26 protein-coding genes and 2 tRNA genes are annotated in these 23,816 nt (G+C 35.3%); 17 read left to right on the forward strand and 11 right to left on the reverse strand.

Annotated elements, in window-relative coordinates:
- Window positions 1-203: 203 nt before the first annotated feature.
- Both NBX25_RS15335 and NBX25_RS15340 read right to left on the reverse strand, forming a co-directional pair.
- Window positions 204-288 (reverse strand) — tRNA-Ser (locus NBX25_RS15335).
- Window positions 289-771: 483 nt separating this feature from the next.
- A tRNA-Ser gene (locus NBX25_RS15340) sits at window positions 772-856 on the reverse strand.
- A gap of 432 nt (window positions 857-1,288) precedes the next feature.
- On the opposite strand from NBX25_RS15340, the gene NBX25_RS15345 reads away from it, so the two are divergent.
- Window positions 1,289-2,161 (forward strand): helix-turn-helix domain-containing protein, encoded by an 873-nt coding sequence (locus tag NBX25_RS15345; protein WP_250254272.1) that lies wholly within the window; start codon window positions 1,289-1,291, stop codon window positions 2,159-2,161.
- Window positions 2,162-2,233: 72 nt separating this feature from the next.
- On the forward strand, window positions 2,234-3,283 hold the full coding sequence (locus NBX25_RS15350) for an alpha/beta hydrolase (protein ID WP_284346238.1): 1,050 nt from the start codon (window positions 2,234-2,236) through the stop codon (window positions 3,281-3,283).
- A 104-nt stretch (window positions 3,284-3,387) separates the two neighbouring features.
- On the opposite strand, the gene NBX25_RS15355 is transcribed toward NBX25_RS15350, so the two are convergent.
- Window positions 3,388-4,620, reverse strand: coding sequence for a TCR/Tet family MFS transporter (locus NBX25_RS15355; protein ID WP_250254274.1), 1,233 nt, complete (start codon window positions 4,618-4,620; stop codon window positions 3,388-3,390).
- Window positions 4,621-4,781: 161 nt separating this feature from the next.
- Window positions 4,782-5,654: a helix-turn-helix domain-containing protein gene (locus NBX25_RS15360; protein ID WP_250254275.1), complete on the reverse strand. Its 873-nt coding sequence runs from the start codon at window positions 5,652-5,654 to the stop codon at window positions 4,782-4,784.
- 296 nt (window positions 5,655-5,950) lie between these two features.
- Here NBX25_RS15360 and NBX25_RS15365 point away from each other — a divergent pair, with 296 nt between their 5' ends.
- Window positions 5,951-6,274: a hypothetical protein gene (locus NBX25_RS15365; RefSeq protein WP_250254276.1), complete on the forward strand. Its 324-nt coding sequence runs from the start codon at window positions 5,951-5,953 to the stop codon at window positions 6,272-6,274.
- A 90-nt stretch (window positions 6,275-6,364) separates the two neighbouring features.
- Here NBX25_RS15365 and NBX25_RS15370 read toward each other — a convergent pair whose 3' ends face one another.
- A complete protein-coding gene (locus tag NBX25_RS15370; protein WP_250254277.1) occupies window positions 6,365-7,039 on the reverse strand; it encodes a suppressor of fused domain protein in 675 nt (224 codons plus the stop codon).
- A gap of 261 nt (window positions 7,040-7,300) precedes the next feature.
- On the opposite strand from NBX25_RS15370, the gene arr reads away from it, so the two are divergent.
- Entirely contained in the window at window positions 7,301-8,044 is a 744-nt protein-coding gene (gene arr, locus NBX25_RS15375; RefSeq protein WP_250254278.1) for an NAD(+)--rifampin ADP-ribosyltransferase, read from the forward strand.
- 66 nt (window positions 8,045-8,110) lie between these two features.
- On the opposite strand, the gene NBX25_RS15380 is transcribed toward arr, so the two are convergent.
- Window positions 8,111-9,055 carry an MBL fold metallo-hydrolase gene (locus NBX25_RS15380; RefSeq protein WP_250254279.1) on the reverse strand — a complete coding sequence of 315 codons (945 nt, stop codon included), beginning with the start codon at window positions 9,053-9,055 and terminating at the stop codon, window positions 8,111-8,113.
- A 166-nt stretch (window positions 9,056-9,221) separates the two neighbouring features.
- On the opposite strand from NBX25_RS15380, the gene NBX25_RS15385 reads away from it, so the two are divergent.
- Together NBX25_RS15385 and NBX25_RS15390 are read left to right on the forward strand one after the other, a co-directional pair.
- Window positions 9,222-9,764, forward strand: a complete 543-nt coding sequence (locus tag NBX25_RS15385; protein ID WP_250254280.1) for a hypothetical protein — start codon at window positions 9,222-9,224, stop codon at window positions 9,762-9,764.
- A 90-nt stretch (window positions 9,765-9,854) separates the two neighbouring features.
- Window positions 9,855-10,106 (forward strand): hypothetical protein, encoded by a 252-nt coding sequence (locus NBX25_RS15390; protein WP_123907965.1) that lies wholly within the window; start codon window positions 9,855-9,857, stop codon window positions 10,104-10,106.
- A 54-nt stretch (window positions 10,107-10,160) separates the two neighbouring features.
- Here NBX25_RS15390 and NBX25_RS15395 read toward each other — a convergent pair whose 3' ends face one another.
- A complete protein-coding gene (locus NBX25_RS15395; RefSeq protein WP_250254281.1) occupies window positions 10,161-11,144 on the reverse strand; it encodes an MsnO8 family LLM class oxidoreductase in 984 nt (327 codons plus the stop codon).
- 90 nt (window positions 11,145-11,234) lie between these two features.
- Window positions 11,235-11,867 carry an NAD(P)H-dependent oxidoreductase gene (locus tag NBX25_RS15400; RefSeq protein WP_250254282.1) on the reverse strand — a complete coding sequence of 211 codons (633 nt, stop codon included), beginning with the start codon at window positions 11,865-11,867 and terminating at the stop codon, window positions 11,235-11,237.
- A 153-nt stretch (window positions 11,868-12,020) separates the two neighbouring features.
- Here NBX25_RS15400 and NBX25_RS15405 point away from each other — a divergent pair, with 153 nt between their 5' ends.
- Complete coding sequence (locus NBX25_RS15405) at window positions 12,021-12,377, forward strand: winged helix-turn-helix transcriptional regulator (protein ID WP_123907962.1); 357 nt, start codon at window positions 12,021-12,023, stop codon at window positions 12,375-12,377.
- Between the two features lie 106 nt (window positions 12,378-12,483).
- On the opposite strand, the gene NBX25_RS15410 is transcribed toward NBX25_RS15405, so the two are convergent.
- Window positions 12,484-13,680 carry a winged helix-turn-helix domain-containing protein gene (locus NBX25_RS15410; protein WP_250254284.1) on the reverse strand — a complete coding sequence of 399 codons (1,197 nt, stop codon included), beginning with the start codon at window positions 13,678-13,680 and terminating at the stop codon, window positions 12,484-12,486.
- 150 nt (window positions 13,681-13,830) lie between these two features.
- Here NBX25_RS15410 and NBX25_RS15415 point away from each other — a divergent pair, with 150 nt between their 5' ends.
- The 4 genes from NBX25_RS15415 (at window position 13,831) to NBX25_RS15430 (ending at window position 18,000) form a co-directional block, all read left to right on the forward strand.
- Window positions 13,831-14,226 carry a hypothetical protein gene (locus NBX25_RS15415; protein ID WP_250254285.1) on the forward strand — a complete coding sequence of 132 codons (396 nt, stop codon included), beginning with the start codon at window positions 13,831-13,833 and terminating at the stop codon, window positions 14,224-14,226.
- A gap of 53 nt (window positions 14,227-14,279) precedes the next feature.
- Window positions 14,280-14,828: a hypothetical protein gene (locus NBX25_RS15420; protein WP_250254286.1), complete on the forward strand. Its 549-nt coding sequence runs from the start codon at window positions 14,280-14,282 to the stop codon at window positions 14,826-14,828.
- 530 nt (window positions 14,829-15,358) lie between these two features.
- Window positions 15,359-16,618, forward strand: coding sequence for a phage tail-like protein (locus tag NBX25_RS15425; protein ID WP_250254287.1), 1,260 nt, complete (start codon window positions 15,359-15,361; stop codon window positions 16,616-16,618).
- A 437-nt stretch (window positions 16,619-17,055) separates the two neighbouring features.
- A complete protein-coding gene (locus tag NBX25_RS15430) occupies window positions 17,056-18,000 on the forward strand; it encodes a helix-turn-helix domain-containing protein (protein ID WP_228412831.1) in 945 nt (314 codons plus the stop codon).
- A 54-nt stretch (window positions 18,001-18,054) separates the two neighbouring features.
- Here NBX25_RS15430 and NBX25_RS15435 read toward each other — a convergent pair whose 3' ends face one another.
- Window positions 18,055-18,474, reverse strand: a complete 420-nt coding sequence (locus NBX25_RS15435) for an EamA family transporter (RefSeq protein ID WP_250254288.1) — start codon at window positions 18,472-18,474, stop codon at window positions 18,055-18,057.
- A gap of 548 nt (window positions 18,475-19,022) precedes the next feature.
- Between NBX25_RS15435 and NBX25_RS15440 the strand changes: the two genes are divergently transcribed.
- Window positions 19,023-19,661, forward strand: coding sequence for a DUF1062 domain-containing protein (locus tag NBX25_RS15440; protein WP_250254289.1), 639 nt, complete (start codon window positions 19,023-19,025; stop codon window positions 19,659-19,661).
- An 87-nt stretch (window positions 19,662-19,748) separates the two neighbouring features.
- Here the strand turns inward: NBX25_RS15440 and NBX25_RS15445 are convergent, their stop codons facing one another.
- A complete protein-coding gene (locus NBX25_RS15445) occupies window positions 19,749-20,675 on the reverse strand; it encodes a Dyp-type peroxidase (protein ID WP_123907956.1) in 927 nt (308 codons plus the stop codon).
- A gap of 209 nt (window positions 20,676-20,884) precedes the next feature.
- Between NBX25_RS15445 and NBX25_RS15450 the strand changes: the two genes are divergently transcribed.
- The 5 genes from NBX25_RS15450 (at window position 20,885) to NBX25_RS15470 (ending at window position 23,801) form a co-directional block, all read left to right on the forward strand.
- Window positions 20,885-21,634 carry a sulfite exporter TauE/SafE family protein gene (locus tag NBX25_RS15450; RefSeq protein ID WP_250254290.1) on the forward strand — a complete coding sequence of 250 codons (750 nt, stop codon included), beginning with the start codon at window positions 20,885-20,887 and terminating at the stop codon, window positions 21,632-21,634.
- Window positions 21,635-21,654: 20 nt separating this feature from the next.
- A complete protein-coding gene (gene moaD / locus NBX25_RS15455) occupies window positions 21,655-21,897 on the forward strand; it encodes a molybdopterin converting factor subunit 1 (protein ID WP_250254291.1) in 243 nt (80 codons plus the stop codon).
- Between the two features lie 93 nt (window positions 21,898-21,990).
- Window positions 21,991-22,407, forward strand: coding sequence for a molybdenum cofactor biosynthesis protein MoaE (locus NBX25_RS15460; protein ID WP_123907953.1), 417 nt, complete (start codon window positions 21,991-21,993; stop codon window positions 22,405-22,407).
- 46 nt (window positions 22,408-22,453) lie between these two features.
- Window positions 22,454-23,347, forward strand: coding sequence for a formate dehydrogenase accessory sulfurtransferase FdhD (gene fdhD / locus NBX25_RS15465; protein WP_250254292.1), 894 nt, complete (start codon window positions 22,454-22,456; stop codon window positions 23,345-23,347).
- Window positions 23,348-23,450: 103 nt separating this feature from the next.
- A complete protein-coding gene (locus NBX25_RS15470) occupies window positions 23,451-23,801 on the forward strand; it encodes a DUF7009 family protein (protein ID WP_123907951.1) in 351 nt (116 codons plus the stop codon).
- The last annotated feature ends 15 nt before the right edge of the window (window positions 23,802-23,816 follow it).

The following is a 23,816-nucleotide window of genomic DNA, read 5'->3' on the forward strand; positions in this document are numbered from 1 at the left end:
GGAATGATTTTTTTTGCTTATTCAGTTCAGGATAGATTAATGGAGTAGGGTATTAAATTAGGATGTTAATGTTTGTGATGGTTTTTATATGTTTTAAATATTGCCACGAATCTGCCACAAACAATTGGAGTATTTTTGAAAATTATAGCAGCTGCTATAAACAAAAAACCTGCAAAATCATTGATTTTGCAGGTTGCATCTTGCGGAGAGTGAGGGATTCGAACCCCCGGACCTGTTACAGTCAACAGTTTTCAAGACTGCCGCAATCGACCACTCTGCCAACTCTCCCTAAACCCCGATTATATCGTTGTTTTCAGTGGTGCAAATATATAAAAAATTATAATAAGTCTACTAATAAAAAAACAAACAAAATCCTATATATCGGGCTATCAGGAAGTATTATTTTTATTGATGTACCAAATTGGAGTTTTCAACCTTCATTTTGGTCCTTTTCTGCTTCATTTTTCCAGTTTAAGGCTTTATAGTGAGTAAAACTTATAAGCTGAAAGGTGGGGTTATCATGAAAATGCTGCAAAAATTATTCTTGTTAAGAAAAAGGTTGTCGGAGGATTTTACTTTTTTATTTTTCTGAATACGATGATAAGCTTTCCATAAATTACTGATGTCTGTATTCATGATTTTTTGACCCTTTGAATCATTGAGAATAAACAAAACAGTTAATGCATAGAGTATGCGTTTCATCAGGATTGGTTATTGTCCAGTTTTTATAATAAAAAAAAGGTACAAATCATTTGATTTGTACCTTTTTTGCGGAGAGTGAGGGATTCGAACCCCCGGACCTGTTACAGTCAACAGTTTTCAAGACTGCCGCAATCGACCACTCTGCCAACTCTCCTTCAACTCCGATTATATCGTTGTTTTTAGTGGTGCAAATATAGGAAGTTTTTAAATATTGGCAAAATATTTTTTAATAAAATTTGATGTTTTTTAAATCTAAACAAACAAAGACCTTTTATAGGGCTCTATTTTAAAATATTTACGGCCTTTAAAGAGTTTGATTATCATTGTTTTGCATGTAATGAATAAGTGGAAAAAGAAATGAGCCAATAGAGTACTCTGTCTGATAAAAATTTCCTGTTGACATAAAAAAGTAAAAAGCAATCATGAATGTAACAGAAGGCGTAGAATAAAATTTAAACCGTAATGTGGTTGAAAATTAATCATTCACAAGAAAAAAAATGTAATTTTATCAGGAGTAATTATAGGGATTGTTTTTTAGTATTGATTTGTAAATCTGTATTGTATTCCTATTATTCAAATTGAATGTATGATTGAATTTCAACAATGTCTCCTTGAATCATTTTATAAAAAAATGGGACTGCACAGGGTTAGTCAGACTGACCTAGAGGAAGTTAATTCTGAAAAATATAAATCCTATATTAAGATTCTATATTTACCGGAAGGCTATACGCTTACTGTCGATTTTAAGCAGTATACAACGGGAGAACCAGCGGTTTTCTTTATCAACAGCAATCAGCATTTTCATATTGAAAATATAGGAGAAGAGCCTGGTCTTATGATTTATTATAACCGGGATTTTTATTGTATTCAGATACACGATTCGGAGGTAGCCTGTGATGGCCTTTTATTCAATAATCTAAGCAATATGCCAATGATTACTTTAAACGCTACCGATACAATTGTTATTACCTATATTCTGAAAGCTATACAGAATGAATTCAGAGTGAAACAGGCTCAGCAGGAAGAAATGCTGAGAGTATACCTGAAGCAGATCATCATCCTTTCTACAAGACTATGGAGTGTTCAGCATCTGGACAAAGTAAATGACGGAATTGACCACGATACAGCTTTCTACCGCCAGTTTAGCCTGTTGGTGGAAAACCACTACAAAGAAAAGCATGCCGTTGCAGACTATGCAGATATAATAGGGATTGCTCCCAAAACACTGTCCCACCGGTTAAAAAAAATGAATATGACTCAGCCCAATGAAGTCATCAAGGACCGTATTATTCTTGAGGCCAAAAGATTATTGATTCATACCGCGATGAGTGCCAAGGAAATTGCTTATCACCTCGGATATGAAGATCCGGCGTATTTTAACAGATTATTCTCGTTAAAAGTTGGGAACACACCCTCAAATTTTAGAAAAAAGTATGACGAGGGAAAAAAGTACAATTAATAAAGCCGTTTGTGTCTTATTAAATTGCCTGGTTGGGAGTAGATTTGCAATATCAATTGAGTATTACGATTCATGACAGATAAAGTGGTATATTTTAAAAGCTTTAGGTTCTTTTTATTAACATTAAATACAAATATCATGGCACAACAAAGACCTTACAAAGGAGAAAATGATCCTCAGATTTTTACTGAAGTACGCACGTTTTTACAGGCATTAAACTCGGGAGAGGGTACACCCATGGAGTTATTAAGCCCGGAAGAAGCCCGTCAGATCCTGGTAGGTGCTCAGAAATCCGTTGAAGTTGATTATTCAGGAATTGAAGAAACAGAACAGGTAATCAATCAGAACGGATATGAAGTTAATATTCACATTACCAAACCTAAAGGAAGTCAGCCCAATGCACCGGTATTTATCTTCACTCATGGGGGAGGATGGGTGTTGGGAGATTATCCTACTCACCGCAGACTGGTAAGAGATTTGGTTGTGGAAAGTGGCGCAGTAGCTGTATTTCCAGATTATACCCCTTCACCGGAAGCAAAATATCCGTTGGCAATCAATCAGATTTATGCAGCAATGCAATGGGTTGCTGAACATGGAGAAGAAATTGGCGTTGATGGAAAAAACCTTGCCGTTGTCGGGAATAGTGTGGGAGGAAATATGACTGCTGTTATGGCATTGATGGCAAAAAATAACAATGGTCCACATATTAAACTACAGGTACTGCTATGGCCTGTTGCTGATGCGGATTTTGAAACCGTTTCCTACAATGAATTTTCGGAAGGTAGATTCCTTACCAAAAATATGATGAAATGGTTCTGGGACAACTATCTTCCAGACACAGAAAAACGTAAAGAAATCTACGCATCTCCTCTACAAGCTTCCTTAGAACAATTAAAAGGATTACCTCCTGCTTTGGTTCAGACGGCAGAAAATGACGTACTTCGTGATGAAGGAGAAGCCTATGCAAGAAAATTAAATGAGGCCGGGGTAGAAGTAACCCTAACAAGATATAGTGGACTTATTCATGATTATGGCTTATTAAACCCTTTAGCTAACATACCAGCTATACAAACATCAATTTTACAGGCTGCAGCAGTGATAAAAGATAAACTTAGCAGATAGGATATCAGAATATTTTTAGAAATAACACCAGTTCATTTTTGAACTGGTGTTGTTATTTGAAATAGATTCATTTTGATTTTTCATGAAAAGCATTGAGGAACTTTCTAATTCTTGAATTTATTTCCCTTTTTTTGATGGAATACAGAATGAAGAATTATTACACTAACTAGCATCAAAATAGAAGCAAAGAGAAAAGGAGCTCCCGGAAGTTTGAAAGGCGCTTCATCATGTGTGAAATAATAAAATAAATTAGTCATTATTGGAGGCCCTAGGATGGAGGTAGCACTTACTAAACTTGTTAATGCCCCCTGAAGTTCACCTTGTTCATTGGATGGGACATTTTTGGTGATAACTGATTGCAATGCAGGACCGCAAATTCCACCTAAACTATAGGGGATAAGGAAGATAAGCATCATCCATTCCTGTGTGGCAAAGGCAAATAAAGACAATCCTACTGCATAGCAAATAAGCCCATAATAAATGCTCTTATGTTCTCCCAATGTAGGAGTTGTCCATCTTATTAGAATACCTTGAACCAATCCTAATAATAATCCAAGTACCCCAAGAGAAATTCCGACCATTCGTTCAGTCCAGCCAAATTTATACATGGTAAAAAAATGCCAGTTGCTCTGTACAGCATGAATTCCAATATAGATTAGAATTAAGACAATAACCAAACCCGATATTTCATGGTGCTTTCCTAAAAATTGAAGTGATCCGATCGGATTAGCACGTTTCCAGTCAAATTTTCTTCTTTTCTCTTTATCTAAACTTTCAGGAAGAATAAAGTATCCATAAAGAAAATTTAAAATACACAGACCGGCAGCGGCATAGAACGGAACTCTTGCTCCATAATGCCCCAATAGCCCTCCAATAACAGGTCCGATAATGAACCCCAGCCCCAGAGCAGCCCCAATCATACCAAAGTTTTTAGCCCTGTCTTTATCTGTTGAAATATCAGCGATATAGGCACTTGCAGTTGATATGCTGGCTCCAGTAAATCCTGCAATGATTCTTCCTAAAAATAACCATCCGATAGAGGGAGCAAGCGCCAGAAAAATATAGTCTACAGCAAATCCAAAAAGAGAAATTAAAATAATAGGACGCCTTCCATACCGGTCACTGAGATTTCCTATCACAGGTGAAAATATAAACTGTGTAAAAGCATAAGCAAAACCAAGCCAGCCACCATATTGAGCCGCTTCACTGATATCACCATGAATAAGTTCTTTGATTAGCTTAGGGACTACCGGGAGAATAATTCCCCAGCCTGTAATGTCAATCAGTAAGGTTACAAATATAAACCCGATTGCCGCTTTTTTTGTTGAATTTTTCATGGTGTAAAAGTAGGATTAGGCAAGCTCTATTTCTTTTACACTTTGATGGTATTTGTATACAATTTATAATGTGTCATTTTTATTTTTACGGAAGAAAATATCCTAAAAATGGTCTTTTTGTAAGATTGTACAACATATAATTTAGAACTAGATATTGTTCATTATCTATTCCTGAAACTTCCTGGTGAAATCCCGGTAATTCTTTTGAAAAATCTACAGAAGACACTCGAATCTTCAAAATTTAATTCATGGCTAATCTGTTTAACAGATAAATTGGTTGATTTGAGTAATGTTTTAGCATGTAGAATCATTACATGATCAATCCATTGTAATACTGATTTGCCTGTTTTTTGTTTCAAAAAAGTTGAAAGGTATTGTGGTGTTAAATGAAGTTTTTCTGCATAAAATGTAACACTTCGTTGTTGATTTGCATATTTTGAAATCAGGACATAAAAATCATCAATGATTTCATGAGTACGGTTTTTGGTAAAGCTGTTTTGATTTATTAGTCCAGAATAGGCTTCAGAAATCAGACACATTAGAGCAATTACAAGATGACGTAGCATTTCAGCCTTTTTGGGAGTGGGACTTTTATGGTAAAAATTTTGTATCAGGGTTACCAATTCTTTTTGTAAGCCTATTTCTTCAGATTGAAGCCTGATAACAGGCTGCCATCGGACCTCGTTGTTCATAACAAATTCACGTAGGACTGGGAACTCTGTAATGAAATCTAAAGAAAGCCCAATCGTTATTATTTCTGCATCTTCGCTTAGGGATTTTGTGTCAATCATCAGTTGGGGTTGCAATACAGCAATATCACCTTCATTGAGTTCATATTCCTGAAAGTGGATCTGAGCTTTCATAGATCCCTTTATCATAAATCCTAGCAATAACCCATCAAATATACGGGTGTTCTTTGTATATTCCTTTTCGGGATGGTTTTGTTGATGCAGAATAACAATACCTTCCATCTTTTTTGAAGAATCAATATGGTACAGCTTATAGACATTGTCAGGAGTTAGGAATAGAGTCATATTCAAATATCTGAATAAATGCACATTTATTGCAAAAATAAAGACTTGATATTTAATAGAATGTTATAAATTGTATATAAAGTCCATTAAAGCGTCAATAAATATCTATATTCAACGGAATAAAAATTGTCTTTTGATATGTTCACAACAAAAAATGAGAGAAGGCTAATTTCTCCTTCTCATAAAATTCATCAACGGGAATATCTACGATTTCAAAGTAAGTAAGACTGATAGAAGTTCCGTCTTTTATTCTTTTTGAAAATAACTATTTTTGCTCAAAAGCATTCACAAAGATAATGATAGGAGCAAGGGAATTTATTAGTAAGGAAATTGAAAAACTGAATGGTTTAATCAGCAATGGAATAGATAAAGAATCCAATACTCAGTTAAAAAAAGAATTATCAGAGCTTATGTATTTACTGGATATCTCTGATCGGTATCAGATCAGTAAAAAGACCATTGATACCATGTTGGAACTGCCGGATTCTAATACCGGATATTCTGATTACCGCATCATGAATGATTGTGAATCGGATGATCCAGCTCAATGGATTGAAATAAGGATCAACAATAAGGAAATTAGATTATCAGAAGGAGATATCATTATCAGGAAAAAATAAAGGTCAATATTTTTTTGAATTTGAAAAAGCCTGATAACCAAAATTGGAAACTTGACTATCAGACTTTAAAATTATGTTTATCGCAAAAATTTATCCTAATAAATTTTTACGGTTATTATCAAAAATATCAGGAATATTACCCGCAATCAATAAGTCGAAAAACTTACCATATCCGTTTTCTATTTTATACTCCAATTCATTTTGGTAGAGTGGGAAAAGGGTGTACAGGGTAATGATTCTGTCATCACTGGCAATTTGCATAAAATCGTCATCAAAAGTAGCGGAAGGCAATAAAATACAGCTTGTAAACTGAGTATTTTCATCATAAGGTTCCGAAACATCACTCCACGCCTGCAGAGAGTGTCCTTCGGTTAAGAACGTATCCTGATGATGAGGAAACCTTGCCATATCTTTTATCATGCCTATGATCCAATCATTTTCTCCCTCACTTGGATATATTTTTTCAAATTTTAGATCTTTAGGAAGTATCATCAAAAGCTCTGCAAAAGTGTAGTCTTCTTTGTTTTCGATGGCATCGGGAACCTGCATTTCCAGTAGACTCATACCAGAAGTTATTAGCAGATTAAAGTCTTCATCTTCAGGTTGGATAAAATAAACGTCAAGATGAAAATCGAGAGACAGCATCTCATGAAAAACAGTCATTTCCTCACTTTTGAAATGCTGATCTAAATGTTTTTCCAAAGCCTCAATATTTTCGTAATAATGTTTTTTGTCTTGTATTTTCTTGATTAGTTCCTTGTCCATATTTCTTATTTTTGATTTCTTTAGGCCTTCATGGTATTTTTCAGTAACAGAAAAATTTTACCCCAACATGCTGCTCCTTTAAATATAATATTATTTTTTCAATCATGGAAAATGTAGGATCTTTTGTATCAAATTCATGTGAGATCTTAAATGTTTTTATGAATCCAAGCAATTGAATCAATACGATTGACGTATTTGTGTAAATTTACCGAAAGTGTTAGCATCGGAATTTAAAAAAATCTGAAACAAAATATGTATACTATGGAATTTTCACCATTTAACCATGTGGTTAAACTCTGTATCCAGGGAATGGGTATGGAAGAACAAAACAAATCTGAAGAAGCTGAAAAATTATTTATGCAAGGCTGGAATGAAGCAACAGACGATTTCGAAAAATTTCTTGCAGCGTATTACGTGGCCCGACTTCAAAAAAAAGTTTCCAACCGGCTACAATGGTTTGAAATAGCTCTACAACATGCTTTAAAAGCAAATGATGATACGCCTAAAAGTGCTTTTCATACTCTTTATTTAAAGATTGCCGAATGTTATCATGAGCTTTCAGATCCGGAAAAAGTAAAAGAATATAATGCGCTGGCAATATCGGTAAAAGATAAAATCTTTGATAAAGGTCCTTTTTATCATGGAACCAAAGCTGATCTGAAAATAGGAGATTGGTTAACGGCAGGGGGCCATTCTAATTATAAGTCTGAATTTATCATGAATCATATTTACTTTACATCCTTAGTCAATGGAGCTGGACTTGCTGCTGCATTAGCAAAAGGGGATGGACCAGAAAGGGTATATGTGGTAGAACCAGTGGGAAGTTTTGAAAATGATCCGAATTTGACTGATAAAAAATTTCCGGGTAATCTGACCCGTTCCTATCGCTCTGAATCTCCATTGAAAATTATTGGGGAAGCAACCGGTTGGAATAAGCCGGACCCTGAAGAACTTCAGAAATTTCGTGGCAAATTGGAAAACAATAAAGGAGAAATAATTAATTAATCAGTGGAAGATTTGAAGAATGTAGGATAAAAAAGCGATGAAGGTTATGTTTCATCGCTTTTACTATTAAGGTAAGTTAATTCTTTTACCTTGTTCAGGGAAAACATATTTTACCTTTAAAGGATTGTTTTTCAATAATTCTTGTTTGATGATCTCAGGATTGTTACCTGTGGGTTTTCTGTGGGTAACCACAATAGTAAGGTCTTCCAGATCTTTTTTTCCGGTTTTTTCCTTCAGTTTTTCCAGTTCTTCTACTAAAAGATTAGGGGTAAGGTGACCAAACAGAAGATTTTCAGGCTGGCTGTTTGGGAAAGAAACTTCAATCAATAGGGTGTTTAATTGTTTTTTTTGGATCAATGGGGCTACATTTTTCCAAAGATTGTCCATGCGGTCAGACTTCTCAATTCTGTCGGCACCAGTATCTCCAAGATAAAGAAGGTAATGGTCATTATTTCTGACCAATGCAGCACTGCTTTTATATGGATTGACATGGCTTAATTCAAATCCTGTTAAGAAAAAAGAAGTCTTCTGTGTTGGAGTTTCTACTCCCTCCTGAAGTTCATTATAATGATATTTTCCAAGGATAGGTTTCTGTCCCTGATCTGCGAAATTGATCCAGGTATCTGTAATAAAATAATGATTCTGCAGAATCTGAATTACCGATGGTATGGCAAAAATATCTTTTTTGGCATCAGCCGGAGAATTGATAATAAGACCGGCTAAATGATCCAAATGGCCGTGGGAAATAAAATATCCCTTGATCTGGTCTTTCAAAACTGTTTCCTCTGAGCCGGTAAGGCTTTTTTGTTGAATTGCTTTTCGGATTCCGGTATTTACCGTTCCAGCATCCAGGCAAAGGAATGTATTGTCTTTGGTACCTCCAACTAAATAAGCAGATAAGTTATCTTCCTGTTCTCCTCCATAAATACCTAATGGAATAACGTCAAAATTTTGTGCCTGGCAGGCCAGATGTAACAAAAGCGCCAGTAAAGAAAATGCTGTTTTTTTCATTATATTAAAAACTAAAAACTTAACCTTTGCGGTAAGATAGGACAAATTTACATTATTTTTTTCCGGTTTCGCTTATCAATAACCGATCATTCTTGAACTAAAAAGCCTAAAACTGAAATCGCTAAATTTAATATCTTTAAGTCCGAAAATCATTAAAATAGTCAATATGAAAATAAAACCATTTACTCTGGCACTGGCCGTCCTTTTTCAATTCTTAAGCGTTACTGCATTTTCACAAAAAACAGCAGATTTGAATTCCTTATTGGATAAAAACTCAGGATTTGTTTTTCCACAGACACCAGATAAAATTTCGAAAGCCTTGCATGTGGAAACTGTTTTCTATGAAGATGCTAATGAAGAGAAATATGCTAAATGGCTTACGAAATCAGGATTAGAGCTTTATAGTAGTCTCGGAAAGAATAATGTTATTAACGAAATGTTTTTTGACGTATCCGATAATAAAGACTTGGTCATAAGTGGGTTACCATACGGTCTTGTGATGAATAAAACTACTTTGGAGAAAGCTAAAGTTCAATTCAAAAAAAATAACGCAAAAATTCAAAAGCTTGGACCTGATAGTGAATTTCCCGGCGGAGCAAAACTTATTTTTAAGAATGGAAAGCATTTTACCACATTGTTTTTCGACGATAAAAATCTATTAAAATCCATAAGAATAACAACAGAACTTGTTGATCCTGCAGCTAATTAATCAAATGCTGTACACTTTTTTTCATTTATAAAGGTAAAACTTTTGTAAGTTAGCAAGGATTTCAAATCAAAAAAACTAAAACCAATAATCATGGCAGAAAAAGAATTAAATGAGTTAACCGATCAGGAGTTATTAGAAAAAAAGAATAAGTCTAAATCCGACAAAATAACCAATGCTGTTCTCATAGGATTTTTTGTGGGTGTTGCAGTATATAGCTGTGTAACCAAAGGAATTGGGTTTTTCACCTTTTTCCCCTTGTTTTTTGCAGGACTCCTGGCAATTCAATGGAACAAACGTAATCAGGCATTACAAAAAGAACTGGAAACAAGGAATTTGAAATAAGGATTAGCATATGAAAACAGGTCTGCCTATTGTTGAAAACAGGGCAGACTTTTGCTAAATAAGACTTTCATAGGTGAAGATCCTGTCTTCTTCCCTGAACGTATTGGATAATATCACAAGGTCATTGGTTCCATACTGCAATGCTTTTTCTTCCAATTTTGAATGGATGGTATCTGGAGTGGCCACTACAACTTTATCCAATAAGGAATTAAACAACTCTTTATCTTCACTTTTAGCAATAAGAGTTTCAACTTCTTCAGACGATTTCAATGCTCCGGGAGCCAGAATTTTTCTGGATTCTACAAACTGATAGACCATTCCAAATGCATTACGGCGTGCCTGCTCTGCATTTTGGGCCACGGAAACAGAAATTGCTACCTGAAAGGATGGTTGGCTTCCATATCCTTTATCATTAAATGCCTCCTGATACATTTTCTGGATCTCTGCATTGGATCCATCCACTATGAAATCAGCCATAGAGTAGGAAATACCATATTTAGCTGCTTCTTTTGCCGAGTTTTCTCCGGAACCCAACCAGGTAATTTCCGGTAATGTCAAAACATGAGTAGGCTGAGCAAACAGTTCTGTATCTTTATAGTTTTGCTCTTTTAGATAGGTGATAATTTCTTCCAGTTTATCATTGATGTTATTAAGGATGGGAAGTTTATGTCCATTCAATGCTAAAATAGCATCTTTCAGTCCTCCGGGTGCTTTTCCCAGGCCCAATATAAAACGATCGGGATAAAATGTGGCGAGCATTTTTGCCCATTCAGCAATTTTAAATGCAGAATAATTACGGAGCATAATTCCTCCGGTGCCTACTTTAATGTTTTTTGTATTGGCAAGAACTGTTGTTGCCAGAATTTCCGGACTGGAACTTCCATAGGCTTCCACGCCATGGTGCTCCGAATACAGAATACTGTGATAGCCTAGTGTATCAGCTATTTTTGCTAATGCCAAACTGTTGTTGAGGGCAGTAGAAGCATTACCATCTTTTATAATAGGTGTTTGGTCTAGGATGCTTAATTTTAGTTCCATTGTAATGATTTATGGGACCCTTAATGTAAGACAAAAAAAGGGAGACCTTTAAAAGATCTCCTGAATTTTATTATTAATTTTATGCTTAATTTAGTTGATCTCCACAAATAATTCTTCCTTCGATCTTCTTACTCTGTCCAGCTTTCCCCACCAGTCTGTTTCTTCATCTTTATAACCAAGAGCCATTAAAACGGTACTTTTTAAGCCTTGTTCCGGTAAATTCAATAGTTCATCCACAGCTTCATTGTCGAATCCTTCTATGGGAGTTGCATCTACTCTAAGGTCTGCTGCTGCCAAAAGTCCGAAACCTAAAGCAATGTAGGTTTGTTTGGAAGCATTATTAAAATGCTGGCCTTTGGTTTGCTTTTCCAGCATTCCCAATAGATTCAAACGATAATCATCAGTGGCATTATGGGGTAGGTTTCTTACCTGATTGCTGAAGGCAAAAAATGAATCAACTCTCTCGGGGGTATATTCGTCCCAGGCAGCAAAGGCAAGAATATGTGAGGCTTGTACAATTTGATCCTGATTGCAGGAAATCGGCTGTAATTTTTCTCTCAGTTCTTTATTTTTAATAATTAAAACTTTAAATGGCTGTAATCCTGAACTTGAAGGGGCAAGACGAATGGCCTCCAATATCTGCTCCAGCTTTTCATCCTCAATGATTTTTCCGTTATAGCCTTTTGTCGCAGATCTCCAGTTTAGTGTTTCTTGTAGTGACATAGTTGTATGATTTACTTACTGATTGTGATGCAAAGTTACATCTTAAGTGGTTGCTGTTATATACCTGTTACCTATAGGTAATCAGTTACCTGGAAGTAACTAAGTTCCATGAATGGCTGATAATTATCTAACTTTGTATCCTAATAATTAAGTATGAAAAAGGAGAGAATGGAACTGGGACCGGAATGTAAAAACCATATCCGTGGCGTAAAGGACACGGTCTATTTACTCGAAGGGAAATGGAAAACGATTATCATCAGTCACCTGTATTTTGGAGGTAAGATGCGTTTTATGGATTTGAAGAGACAGCTGGAAGGCATTGCAGCCAAAACTCTTTCAAAGGAACTTAAGGATCTTGAGATGAATAATTTGGTGAGCAGAACCCAAAACAATACCATGCCTGTGACGGTAGATTATGAGCTTACAGAATTTGGAAAAAGCCTGCATGATATTATTGATACGATGGCCAAATGGGGAATAGAATATAGGGAGCAACTGCTTAAAAACTAAAAACAGCTATAAAATGGAAAAGACGGAAAAAGTTGTTAAAATAGAAAGGAAAAGAAATCTGTAACTCTTGGGATTGTAGATTTTCACTATAGATATGTTTTATAAATTAATGAGACAAAGCTTTATTGATCAGACTTTTCAGCTTTGGTGGGCTCACTTGGGTCAGCAGCAGTGATTCACAGCCATTAAAAACAGCAAAGCGCTTTACAGCATCGGTAAAAGAAGGTATCCAAAGTTCCGGAATAATATCTGTATTCTCAATATGCAGGTGGATCAGCTCAAATTTCTTATCCTTCCTATGGGCTTTACAGTCTACTCTTCCAATAAAGGTGTTGCCAAATAAGATGGGCAGACAGAAATAGCCATATTGCCTCTTTTCTTTGGGAACATAGCACTCAAGACGGAAGTCAAAATCAAAAACTTGTTTAACACGGTCACGATGAATAATGGAATTGTCAAATGGAGACAGCAATCTGACACCTGATCCGGTTATCTCATCAGATTTTTCAAGTAAATCATTCTGGATGAAAACATAAGAAAGACCTTCAATAGAAATTTTTTGTATTTCGCCCTTTTCAAGTAAGGATTGTAAAACCAAATTCACATTTTTTTTCAATGTATCACCTTTCCTGAGATGGGTGATCTGTTTTAACGTTGCAAAACCATACGCGCGGAGAGAAGTTTTGACCAAATATTCAGCAAATTCAAATGGAGTAGGTACTGTTGTATTGATGGATGAAGGCAATACCTTTTCTGTAAGATCATAGGTTTTCTGCATACCACTGCGCCCGCTTATCATCAGGTCTCCCTGCATGAAAAGTCTTTCCAGAGCCAATTTTGCAGGTTTCCAGTTCCACCAGCTTCCTGCTTTATTCTTTTTACTCTCAAAATCTCTTGCCATTTTGGGGCCTTCTGTGCGGATCGTATCTACTACATATTCCATGACCTTTTTATCTGCATTATAATAATGAGAATCATTTTGCTTTACATGAAGCATTTGGGGCAATGCATAGCGAAAATCCTGCATTGGAAGATAGGACGCGGCATGAAACCAGTATTCAAATACTTTACGTTCCTCTACCAGTTCTTCCAGGTAATTAGTCTGGAAATCAGGAATTCTTGTCCATAGAGTATGATGATGAGCCCTCTCTACTACAGATAATGTATCAATCTGTATATATCCGAGACGTTCCATAGCAGTAAGCACGGCTTTTTTTCCGGTTCCAAATGGCGTAGCTTGTACTAATCCCTGGCGCTCTAGTGTAATAAGCTGTAAGGTTTGTAATGCTGGTATCTTTTTCATATCAATAGGATACAAATGTATCGAATTAAAAGAGACAAAGTGGTGAGCATTCAGTTCTCATTTGACTTTTCGGAGCTTAAGTTTTTTGTATTTTAGCCTTATTCTCAATCAGGTGGCTGTTGTTCAGAGAAAAAATAAATACTGTTTTATATGAAATTTGAAGAATTGAATCCTGTTTTACAGGCTGAAATAGAAAAAGCAGAAGAGATTGCTATTGGCTATATCCATAGCAATATAAAGTATTCTCTGTTTATTTCTTTTGGAAATACTCATCTTAAGAAAATCATCGCTGATACATTGGATGAAGCTATTGATGCAGCTGTAGATGAAATTGAAAACTTGGAAGAAGAGACTGTTGTTTTGGTTTTTCACGAACTTATCCGATTAAATGATACTAACTTAGATGGCATCGTTTCTCAGGTTTACAATATTGATGAAGATACTGGTTACTCCTTCTGTCTTTTGTATAAAATTCAAGAAGGCAAAATAGAATTTCTTAAAAATAGAGTATTTTTAGGAGAAATAAGAAACTGCCTTATTTTTTAATAGGACTAACCTCTTTAAATTTAAATCAAAATTATTAAAACTAATAACACATCATGAATAGAATGACTCTGAGCTTTAATGAAAAAACAATGTTGGACAGCTTACTGTATGAAGCCTCAAAATCTGATGAAGTGAAACAGTCGAAAAGGGTAAGTGGCTATGTTTTCGCAGGAATGATTGCTGTAATCGGACTGTTCATGATGCTTTTCGAACCAATATTAGGTGTAGCAATCCTTATTGTGGGCGGCCTTTTTTATCTGATTTATCCAAAATTTGCCAGCCGTTACTATAAACGTTATTATACAACCATTGCTTTGGGAGAACAGTATAAAAGTAGTGAAGCCAATACTTTTGATGTAGAATTCAATAAAGAGTATATTTTGATTAAGAATGCTCAGCTTGAGGTTAAACACGCAATAGCTCATTTTGAATGGATTTCAGAGACCGGGGAAAATTTTTTTATTAACATGAATGCAGGAAATTATCTGATATTTCCTAAGAAACAGGTTCATAACCTTATTGAGCTAAAAAACTATTTCCATGAAATCTGTAGCGACCAGAAAATTCCCTATCATGAAGAACTGAATTGGGAATGGAAATAGTAAAAAATGATATCTTAATGATTAAGACTTATCTTGGTTACTTTGAAAGCATAGGATATTAAAACTAAAATTTTGTTTTAATTTCAAATATTACAACATTTCCCCTGGTTCTGAATGAAGTTTTCCTTTGGAAATTTTACTTTTTTTAAAATATATGGAATAAAACGCTCTATGAAACATACTTCATAGAACGTTTATTTTTAAATCCCTAATGTAAATAATCTGAATTTTTGTAAAACTAATTTTTTTTATTTTAATTATTTCATTTTCAATATATTGATGTTTATTGTTTGACGCTAGACGTATCTGTGACGTATGTAATAATGGGCTTGTAGTGTATCTATAGCGTATTGGTTTTCTTGGGTTGAGAAGCGAATAACTCTAATCTTGCATTGAAATTTTAAACAACAATATCGATTTAGAAAAAGCAGTTTAGAGCTATGGAAAAAGTACTCAGTATGCTCTATGTAACAAAAAACTTCTTTAGCTAAAACCATTGTGATACTCAATTTAAATACAATAAACACAGAATGAAAAAGTATCTTCTTCCATTATTTATAATGGTTTACTCGCTCAACTATTCACAGGTTGGCATCAATACTCCCAATCCACAGGGAATCTTCAATATTGATGGAAAAAAAGACAATAATGCAACTGGAAGTCCTACTGCAGGACAACAAGCCAATGATTTTGTAGTTATGGCTGATGGAAGTGTAGGGGTAGGAACTACATCCCCTGATCTGTCTGCAATAGTAGAACTTAATGTGAGTCAATTGGCATCAGGAAAGCAGAAAGGTTTTCTGGGGCCAAGAGTAGCTTTAACAGCCTACAATGATTCTTCTACAATTCCTAGCCCTGCTACTGGACTATTGGTTTTTAATCAGGGAACACAATCTACATTTACCTATGCAGGATATGTATATTGGGATGGCAGCCAATGGAGACCTTTGGATGGGCGTTTATTGCAACAGGGGGTCATAGGCGCTTTACGATGTACTGATGCTAATCTGGATCCGCTGACCTATACAGCTGGAACTCCTTTTCAAGGAACAATGACTATTCCTTATACAGGAGGAAACGGTGGAATATATTCTACCCAGACATTAGGACCTGTAAACGGACTTACCGCAACCATTACCCAGGGAAATTTTGCACAAGGTTCAGGCACTTTAATTTATACTATTTCCGGAACCCCGACAGTATCCAGTCCTAATACAACAGTGTTTCCTATTTCTATAGGCGGCCAGACGTGTAACGCAGAAGTTGGGGGAGGGAAAAAGCTCAGTCCGGGAGAGTACCAGTTTTTCACGTATGAAGTTCCAGCTACTACAACAGGTTTGCTGAGTACGATGATTTCGAATCCTCCTATTTTAGGAGGAAAAGTTAGGCTGGATCTTAGTTTTTGGTCCAGTTCCAATACAGGATCAGGTGGAGTAACTTACAACCCTAGATTGGTAAATGTATCTTCCAGTAATGTTAAAATGTGGTATGCTGCATTATCCAGTGTAGACCGTTTTCGCCGTGCTAATATTTTAGTAGCTCCGGGAGGATATGTGGAAACGGATAACGGGATCTACCTTAACTGGGGAGATAATATGAATAGCAGTTCCACGCCTATAAATTCTACAAGCAGTTCTGATGATTCACAGGAAATAGAAACCATAGATCTGGCGATTGACGGCGTTTGGTACCGGTTAACCATTTTTGTGTATGTAGATAACTTAAATGATACCATTCCTGCCAATAACATCAGGCGTATTCATATTACAGCACAAAGAATGTCTTCTTAATGTTTAGTTCCGGCGGGGCTCCGCCCCGCCGGAACCTTTAAATACTCTGTCTGATAAGAATAAGAAAAATCAAAATATTCTTTTGATTGACAGACTTAATTGATCTATTAAAACAAAACATAAACTAATTATAAATACTGTTTTAAAAGAAAAAAGAAATACGAATTATAAAAACATTCATATAGGAAATCTGATTGAGAATGCTGCTTCTGAAGCAATATAGAGCTGTCCTATATCTGTAATTTTCTTCACTGTACAGAAAATGAGGCCGGTGAAATGTATGCCTGCAGTTTTATAGCAGCCAGACGTTTTTAAATATAATAAAGAAATTCTGTAAATGTATTTTTTAACCAAAATTGACTATTTGAATGAAATATAAAAGCATTTTATTTATTTTTGTATTGAATTTCATGTTTTTTGCTCAATATTTATAAATTATGTTTCGTAAAATCTGGGATTATATAGCGAACAGACATATTGCTCCCAATACAGATCCGCTTGAGTTTATTGAGGCGCAGAGAATGAACTTATTTGCATTTTCCCTTGGAGCTGTTTTGATCTTTAACGGATGCAGAGATTTGTTATTTGGCTTGAAGGTCAATTTTTTCGCTTTAACGGCATTGGGGATCTTTTATCTCTTCCTTTTCTTCTTTACAAAACTACGTTATAACCATTTTGTGACGCTGTTTAGTTTGGAACTTTTGTTATTTATCATCTTCTTTTTTTCATCTACCACAGGTTTTGAAAATGGACTGTCATTATATTATTTTGTCATTATGCTGGCTTCACTGTTTATTTTTAACTCCAAAAAGACAGTCTGGTATAATCTTCTTGTTTATCTTACGGTACTTATTCTTTTTAGTATCAGTCATTACTATGATTTCAGAATATTTACCATTAAAGGAGCAGATAATGTTCTGTTTTCAGAAAATCAAAGACTGATTACTTTTTTGCAAGTATTTTTAGGCGTTAGTATCCTAGGGTATTTTATAGTCTCCAAACAATTCAAAATTGTGAAATTATACCAACAGGCTATAAGAAGTGAAAAGATTATTGCAGACATGAGAACAAAGCTCAATAGCAAAGATCAGATAGACCTGGAAGGTATTGTAAAACTGGCCATGAATGATGATATTGCCTTTATTCCTAAAGTAAAGCAGATGTTTCCCGGCTTGTATGATAATCTGATGGAACTTAACCCTGATATGAGTGGTGATGAATTTAAGCTTTGTGCTTTAATTAAGTTAGGTTTCACAACAAAAGACATTGCAGAGTATAATCACCTGGCAGTCCGAACCATTCAGACCAGAAAAAGCAGACTCAGAAAATCGTTTGGAATTTCTGCTGATGTTGATCTGTATAGATGGATTGATACGATATGATGAAAAATAAATGTTTTGAATTCTCTTCTTGCGAATCTCGCATTTAAAAGCCAATCACTGTTCAAAGATGAGAACTATGGTTCCTATAATAATCAATAAGGCACCAATCGCTGTTTTTACAGTAAGAGATTCCCCAAGGAATACCACGGAAAGAATAATTGTTAAAGCGATACTTAATTTATCTACAGGAGCTACCTGAGTCACTTTACCGGCTTGTAAAGCTTTAAAATAAAAGATCCAGGAAAGTCCTGTTGTTAATCCGGAAACCACAAGATAGATAAGATTATGTCGGGAAAGGGTTGGGATACCTTTATATTCACTTCGTGCCAGAACAATTCCCCAGGCTACCAGCAAGATAATCACACTTCTGATAGCAGTAGCAAGATTTGAGTTCACGCCTGTAACACCAATCTTGGCAAAGATGGCAGTCAGTGAAGCAAAAAATGCGGAAAGAATTGCATATACCCACCACATATGGTCTAGTTTTAAATAAATTCGTTAAAATAATAACACACTGTAATACTGAAATCTAAGCTACAAAATAATATTAAAACTTTCCTTGATCTGTGGATTTAAAATGAATTCAAAAACTTATTATTTTCCTCATCATTCGTTGACGACTCCACGTACATTTTTTTGTATCTAACAGAAGCTGTTTGTGAGTAAGGATTGGTATTTATTTTCTGAAATGGAATAAAAAATTTGTTTTTTGTAAAGAATTAACTAATTTTATCCCAACCAAGTAAACAATTTGTTTTGAGAACAACTCTTAAACCTATTATAGCTTACTATTAGCCTTCCAACCACAGGCTAATTATTCTTTTGTTTGGGTAAATCTACCCGAATAGGTTTCCATTTAACCCTATTATTTAATTGCATTGCTGATATAGGCAGTTTCTGTTATTCCCGATTTTGACGGCTATACCGATCAGATAAGGAATAGGAGAAGCTATTTCTGTTATGACTTTATAATGTTGAATAATAGGTGAAAAAAATTCTAAGAATAGTAAGCACCCATTATAATGAGTATAGAGTATACCTGGGTAGTAAAAGCCCAAAACACCCCCCTTTTGAAAAAGAAATGCAGCCATTGTGACAGCGAAAGGTTTCATTGCAGTGATAAATTCAGGCTGAATGCCCAAAAAAAGAACATCGATATCTGGTTAATTTACAGATGTGTAAAATGCAGCCACCGATACAATATGACCCTGTTTTCCAGAATCAGAACAGAATCCATCAGTAAGGAAATCTTTAATCGTCTTTCGGAGAATGATACGGATCTGGCCTGGGAATATGCATTTTCCCGGGAAACAAGAAAGAAAAATAATGCAGAGGCAGATTTGGAGAGTGTCGCCTATGAAATTCAGTTTGATGAAGTCTCTATAGAGCAAATGATGGCTTCTGATAGTGAAGTATTGAGTTTTAGAATCAAATGCCCTTTTGAGTTTAATCTCAGATTATCAACCGTGATCAGAACCTGTTTAAACCTTTCATCAAGTAAACTGAATCAATTAATGGAAGCAGATGCTGTTTTTGTTCATGAAAGATCTTTACAAAAGAAACATAAAGTTCAGCACGGAGATGTTGTCAAGATTCGTAAGGATACACTGAAGAATATTTTATTTAGTGAAGAAGCACACGCTGAAGTTATTTTAAAATAAGTTTGACTTTTATAAAAGATGAACCATTTCACAAGAAATGGTTCATTTATTTTATTATTCAAAATAGCTTTTTGTATACAACTTAATTTAAGAAGAAAATTCATCCAGCATATCTGCTGAAGGAACAAAAAATAAAGTTCCTGTTTGGGCAGTACTGAAATCCAGAATTCGGTCGTAGTTTCCTACAGGATCGCCAATGAACATATTGGTAAGCATTTTTTGCACTGTACTGAATGTACTTGCATAACAGATAAAATAAGTTCCCATGTCATTCGTGGAAACATTTCCAAAAGGCATATTGTCTCTTACCACCTTAAAATCATCACCTACATTGGCCAAGGCAATATGAGAATTTTTAGGTTTTACATCATCATCCATTTCAATATCCTGTTCCTTTGATCTTCCGATCACCTTTTCCTGATCCTCCACAGAAAGAGATTTCCAGGCATTCATATTATGGATATATTTCTGTACAAAAAGATAGCTTCCTCCTTCGTATTCAGGATCTGTATCTCCGATAATGGCAAAAAAATCACGATCTTTTCCATGTGGATTTTCCGTACCATCTACAAAACCTAAGATAGATCTGCTGTCCCAATACCGGAATCCCTGAACTTCTACAATACAGTCTGCAATTTCAGTCATGAAATCCGAAATGGTAGAGGCCATGTCATACGCCAGACTTTTTTCATCAGAACGGATATGAAAATGAAGATCTCCTCTTGTACTTACTGCAGTATGTTTACTGCCTTGTATTTCTTCAAATTTCTTAAATTCTTTAGGCAGTGGAGTAGGCAGCTCAAGCTGTAACCATGCCTCATACCCAATCCCTAACACACAGCTCGCTTTAGAATTCGGAAAACGGTCAAGAGCTGAATTGTTCAGATTGGTGACTAAAGCACAGATTCTCTGGAATACAGATTTAATTTTAGAAAGATCTGCATCCTGTTTGAAATTCCAAACCAGAAAATAGGTGTTGTTGTTAGGATAATCGGTGACATTTTGAGAATTCATGTTTTTTTGTGTTTCGTTTGCTGGCATTTTTACTTTTTCTAATGAATCAAATTTAATAAATGATAATGGTACCCCAATATTTTATTCTTGCGATAAACAATGTATGACATTTTTTTCACAAATCATTGTAAAGACTTTTCTGTTTTCTATCATTAAACAAGCTTCAAAATGAGTATTATTGTAATAACATTAACCTTCAACAAAATAATATGGAGCATTGGGAGATTTTTCTGTTCTTTTTGATAATTGCTTTTGTATACTCATCGGTAGGATTCGGTGGTGGATCCAGCTATCTGGCGGTATTAGCAATGTATAGTCTCCCTTATCAGGAAATTCGCTTAACAGCCTTGATCTGTAACGTAATTGTTGTAGTTGGGGGCGTATATATTTATATTAAGAATAAACAGATTGATTGGAAAAAAGTGATTCCTATTACTTTAGTAAGTGTTCCCATGGCCTATTTAGGAGCAATACTGAAAATAAGTCAGGAAACATTCTTCCTGATTTTAGGGGTTACCCTTATCATCGCTTCAATTTTATTATGGATTAAAACAGAAACTAAAGACGAAGAGAAACTGCTGTTGGAATCGAAATCTGCAGTGTTGGGAAATAGCTTTTTAGGAGGCGGGATTGGCTTTTTATCAGGATTGGTAGGAATAGGAGGCGGAATTTTCCTTTCTCCCCTGCTGAATCTTATGAAATGGGATACCCCAAGGAAAATTGCAGCCACTTCCAGTGTTTTTATATTAGTAAATTCTATATCTGGAATTTTTGGTCAACTTTCAAAATTATCCGTAGATATGGATTATTTCAGGATTTTAAGTTTATGTCTTGCCGTTTTTATAGGCGGACAAATTGGATCAAGAATGTCCCTGAAATGGAATCCTTTGATTATAAAAAGAATGACTGCAATCCTTGTATTGGTGGCAGGCATAAATGTTCTCATGAAATATTGGTAAAACCTTAGTTTAAAAATAAAATGAAACTTAAAATATTGGCTTTTGGAATCATAAAAGATATTTTCGGAGTATCAAAAAAAGAATTTGAGGTACAGGATAATCTCAATGTTAAAGAACTGAAAATGATCCTTGAAAATGATTTTCCCCAGCTCGTAAAATTGAAATCCTATTTCATTGCAGTGAATGAAGAATATGCAGAAGAGCATCAGATCATTACAGAGACAGATGAAATAGCGGTTATTCCTCCGGTGAGTGGTGGGTAAAACCTGTGAATACTCAAACATAACTTGTGTATTCGTGGCATTGTTTCACCCCAAAAATATACTTTATAGCATCAAAATCAAAAACGAAAAGAAATGATGGATATCAGAATAACAGAAGATACATTAGATATCACCGAATGCCTTACTCTGGCACAGGATCTTAGTAGTGGAGGGATCGCGACATTTATAGGAACTGTCCGGAACGTTACCCAAAACAAACCTGTCATCCGTTTGGAATATGAATGTTATCAGTCTATGGCGATAAAAGAAATAAAGAAGGTGGCAGATCAAGCTATTACATTGTTTTCTGTCCGCAATATTGTTGTTCATCATCGTATAGGAAATTTGTTTCCCGGTGATGCCGCCGTAATCATTGTGGTAAGTGATGGGCATCGGGATGCTGTTTTTGATGCATGCCGTTACATTATTGATACCATAAAGAAAACCGTTCCTATATGGAAAAAAGAGATTTTTGAAGATGGTGAAGAATGGGTTTCTGCTCATCCATAATTAAAGACCGGAAATTCGTATATTTACTATAACAGATTATTCAGATATGAAAACCAATACATTAGAAAATAAATCTGTACAGAAAATAGATATTGTTAAAGTAAAAGAAGACAAAAGTTTTCTCTATACTGATGATATTTCTGTAGAAGAACCGCTGGAAATCCGGATTTCCTATGGCTCAAAAGGTCAGAGGGTCAGTAAAAATATATCGGTAACGATGAGAACTCCCGGCAATGATGCGGAATTGGCTGCCGGTTTTCTATTTACAGAAGGAATTATTTCAGAATATCATCAAATCCAAACGATAGATCATCTACAGGCAGAATGCTCCAGAAACCGGGAAAATATTATTGAAGTGGAATTGGCTGAAGATTTTAGTCCTCAATTAAATCATGCAGACAGAAACTTTTATACCACATCCAGCTGTGGAGTATGTGGAAAAGGCTCTATAGAATCTATAAAAACAGTAAGCACTTTTCAGCATATCGAAAGGGAGCAGCATACCTTATTATTTGAGGTTTTATACCAGTTATCGGGAAATCTGCAGTCCTTTCAGAATAATTTCAGTGCTACAGGAGGGATTCATGCTTCCGGGATTTTTGACTTTGAAGGACAACTGCTGGCTCTAAGAGAAGATGTAGGAAGGCATAATGCATTGGATAAACTGATTGGACATGCATTATTTACCGGGCAACTTCCACTAAAGGATCAAATTTTGGTGCTGAGTGGAAGAGCAAGTTTCGAACTTATTCAAAAGGCCGCTATGGCAGGAATTTCAGCAGTTGCGGCAATAGGAGCACCATCCAGTTTGGCCGTAGATTTAGCAAAAGAGTTTGATATGACGTTATTAGGATTTCTTCGAGACAACCGGTTTAATATTTATAACGAAAGTAGTTTTCATAACATCGTTGAAAAGCAATCCCTATCAATGGACGAATAAGAATAAACCATTGATAAAAGCCTATGTATCTATGTGGTTTTAAAAAATAAATTTTACCACACAGGTACATAGATAAGAAGAATTAATCATTAAAAAGAAACAAATGAAAATAAGAATAAAAGACAACTCCATCAGATTTCGTTTAACCCAATCCGAAGTATCAGAATTAGGGAAAACCGGAATTATTTCAAGCTTTACAGAATTTGTAGACCGGCCGTTTATCTATACCATAGAAAAAACAGAAGACACCACATTGTCTGCAGCATTCATTGAAAATAGAATCGTATTGAAAATGCCCGAAGCCATGGTAGAAGAATTGGTTTCTACAGATATTGTTGGATTTGACGGGCAGACAGGAGCAGTAAAACTTTTGGTGGAAAAAGATTTCGTGTGTATAGATAATACTGTGGAAGATCAAAGCGATAATTACCCGAATCCCAATCTTAAATGTTAATCACTTTACAAAATA

It is taken from the genome of Chryseobacterium sp. Marseille-Q3244 (assembly GCF_940807095.1).
Taxonomy (GTDB): Bacteria; Bacteroidota; Bacteroidia; order Flavobacteriales; family Weeksellaceae; genus Chryseobacterium.

Excerpts from the sequence above, each read along its gene's own strand:
- NBX25_RS15345 (WP_250254272.1), top strand. The coding sequence starts at position 1,289 with ATGATTGAATTTCAACAATGTCTCCTTGAATCATTTTATAAAAAAATG.
- NBX25_RS15350 (WP_284346238.1), top strand. The coding sequence starts at position 2,234 with ATGACAGATAAAGTGGTATATTTTAAAAGCTTTAGGTTCTTTTTATTA.
- NBX25_RS15355 (WP_250254274.1), bottom strand. The coding sequence starts at position 4,620 with ATGAAAAATTCAACAAAAAAAGCGGCAATCGGGTTTATATTTGTAACC.
- NBX25_RS15360 (WP_250254275.1), bottom strand. The coding sequence starts at position 5,654 with ATGACTCTATTCCTAACTCCTGACAATGTCTATAAGCTGTACCATATT.
- NBX25_RS15365 (WP_250254276.1), top strand. The coding sequence starts at position 5,951 with ATGATAGGAGCAAGGGAATTTATTAGTAAGGAAATTGAAAAACTGAAT.
- NBX25_RS15370 (WP_250254277.1), bottom strand. The coding sequence starts at position 7,039 with ATGGACAAGGAACTAATCAAGAAAATACAAGACAAAAAACATTATTAC.
- arr (WP_250254278.1), top strand. The coding sequence starts at position 7,301 with ATGGAATTTTCACCATTTAACCATGTGGTTAAACTCTGTATCCAGGGA.
- NBX25_RS15380 (WP_250254279.1), bottom strand. The coding sequence starts at position 9,055 with ATGAAAAAAACAGCATTTTCTTTACTGGCGCTTTTGTTACATCTGGCC.
- NBX25_RS15385 (WP_250254280.1), top strand. The coding sequence starts at position 9,222 with ATGAAAATAAAACCATTTACTCTGGCACTGGCCGTCCTTTTTCAATTC.
- NBX25_RS15390 (WP_123907965.1), top strand. The coding sequence starts at position 9,855 with ATGGCAGAAAAAGAATTAAATGAGTTAACCGATCAGGAGTTATTAGAA.
- NBX25_RS15395 (WP_250254281.1), bottom strand. The coding sequence starts at position 11,144 with ATGGAACTAAAATTAAGCATCCTAGACCAAACACCTATTATAAAAGAT.
- NBX25_RS15400 (WP_250254282.1), bottom strand. The coding sequence starts at position 11,867 with ATGTCACTACAAGAAACACTAAACTGGAGATCTGCGACAAAAGGCTAT.
- NBX25_RS15405 (WP_123907962.1), top strand. The coding sequence starts at position 12,021 with ATGAAAAAGGAGAGAATGGAACTGGGACCGGAATGTAAAAACCATATC.
- NBX25_RS15410 (WP_250254284.1), bottom strand. The coding sequence starts at position 13,680 with ATGAAAAAGATACCAGCATTACAAACCTTACAGCTTATTACACTAGAG.
- NBX25_RS15415 (WP_250254285.1), top strand. The coding sequence starts at position 13,831 with ATGAAATTTGAAGAATTGAATCCTGTTTTACAGGCTGAAATAGAAAAA.
- NBX25_RS15420 (WP_250254286.1), top strand. The coding sequence starts at position 14,280 with ATGAATAGAATGACTCTGAGCTTTAATGAAAAAACAATGTTGGACAGC.
- NBX25_RS15425 (WP_250254287.1), top strand. The coding sequence starts at position 15,359 with ATGAAAAAGTATCTTCTTCCATTATTTATAATGGTTTACTCGCTCAAC.
- NBX25_RS15430 (WP_228412831.1), top strand. The coding sequence starts at position 17,056 with ATGTTTCGTAAAATCTGGGATTATATAGCGAACAGACATATTGCTCCC.
- NBX25_RS15435 (WP_250254288.1), bottom strand. The coding sequence starts at position 18,474 with ATGTGGTGGGTATATGCAATTCTTTCCGCATTTTTTGCTTCACTGACT.
- NBX25_RS15440 (WP_250254289.1), top strand. The coding sequence starts at position 19,023 with ATGAGTATAGAGTATACCTGGGTAGTAAAAGCCCAAAACACCCCCCTT.
- NBX25_RS15445 (WP_123907956.1), bottom strand. The coding sequence starts at position 20,675 with ATGAATTCTCAAAATGTCACCGATTATCCTAACAACAACACCTATTTT.
- NBX25_RS15450 (WP_250254290.1), top strand. The coding sequence starts at position 20,885 with ATGGAGCATTGGGAGATTTTTCTGTTCTTTTTGATAATTGCTTTTGTA.
- moaD (WP_250254291.1), top strand. The coding sequence starts at position 21,655 with ATGAAACTTAAAATATTGGCTTTTGGAATCATAAAAGATATTTTCGGA.
- NBX25_RS15460 (WP_123907953.1), top strand. The coding sequence starts at position 21,991 with ATGATGGATATCAGAATAACAGAAGATACATTAGATATCACCGAATGC.
- fdhD (WP_250254292.1), top strand. The coding sequence starts at position 22,454 with ATGAAAACCAATACATTAGAAAATAAATCTGTACAGAAAATAGATATT.
- NBX25_RS15470 (WP_123907951.1), top strand. The coding sequence starts at position 23,451 with ATGAAAATAAGAATAAAAGACAACTCCATCAGATTTCGTTTAACCCAA.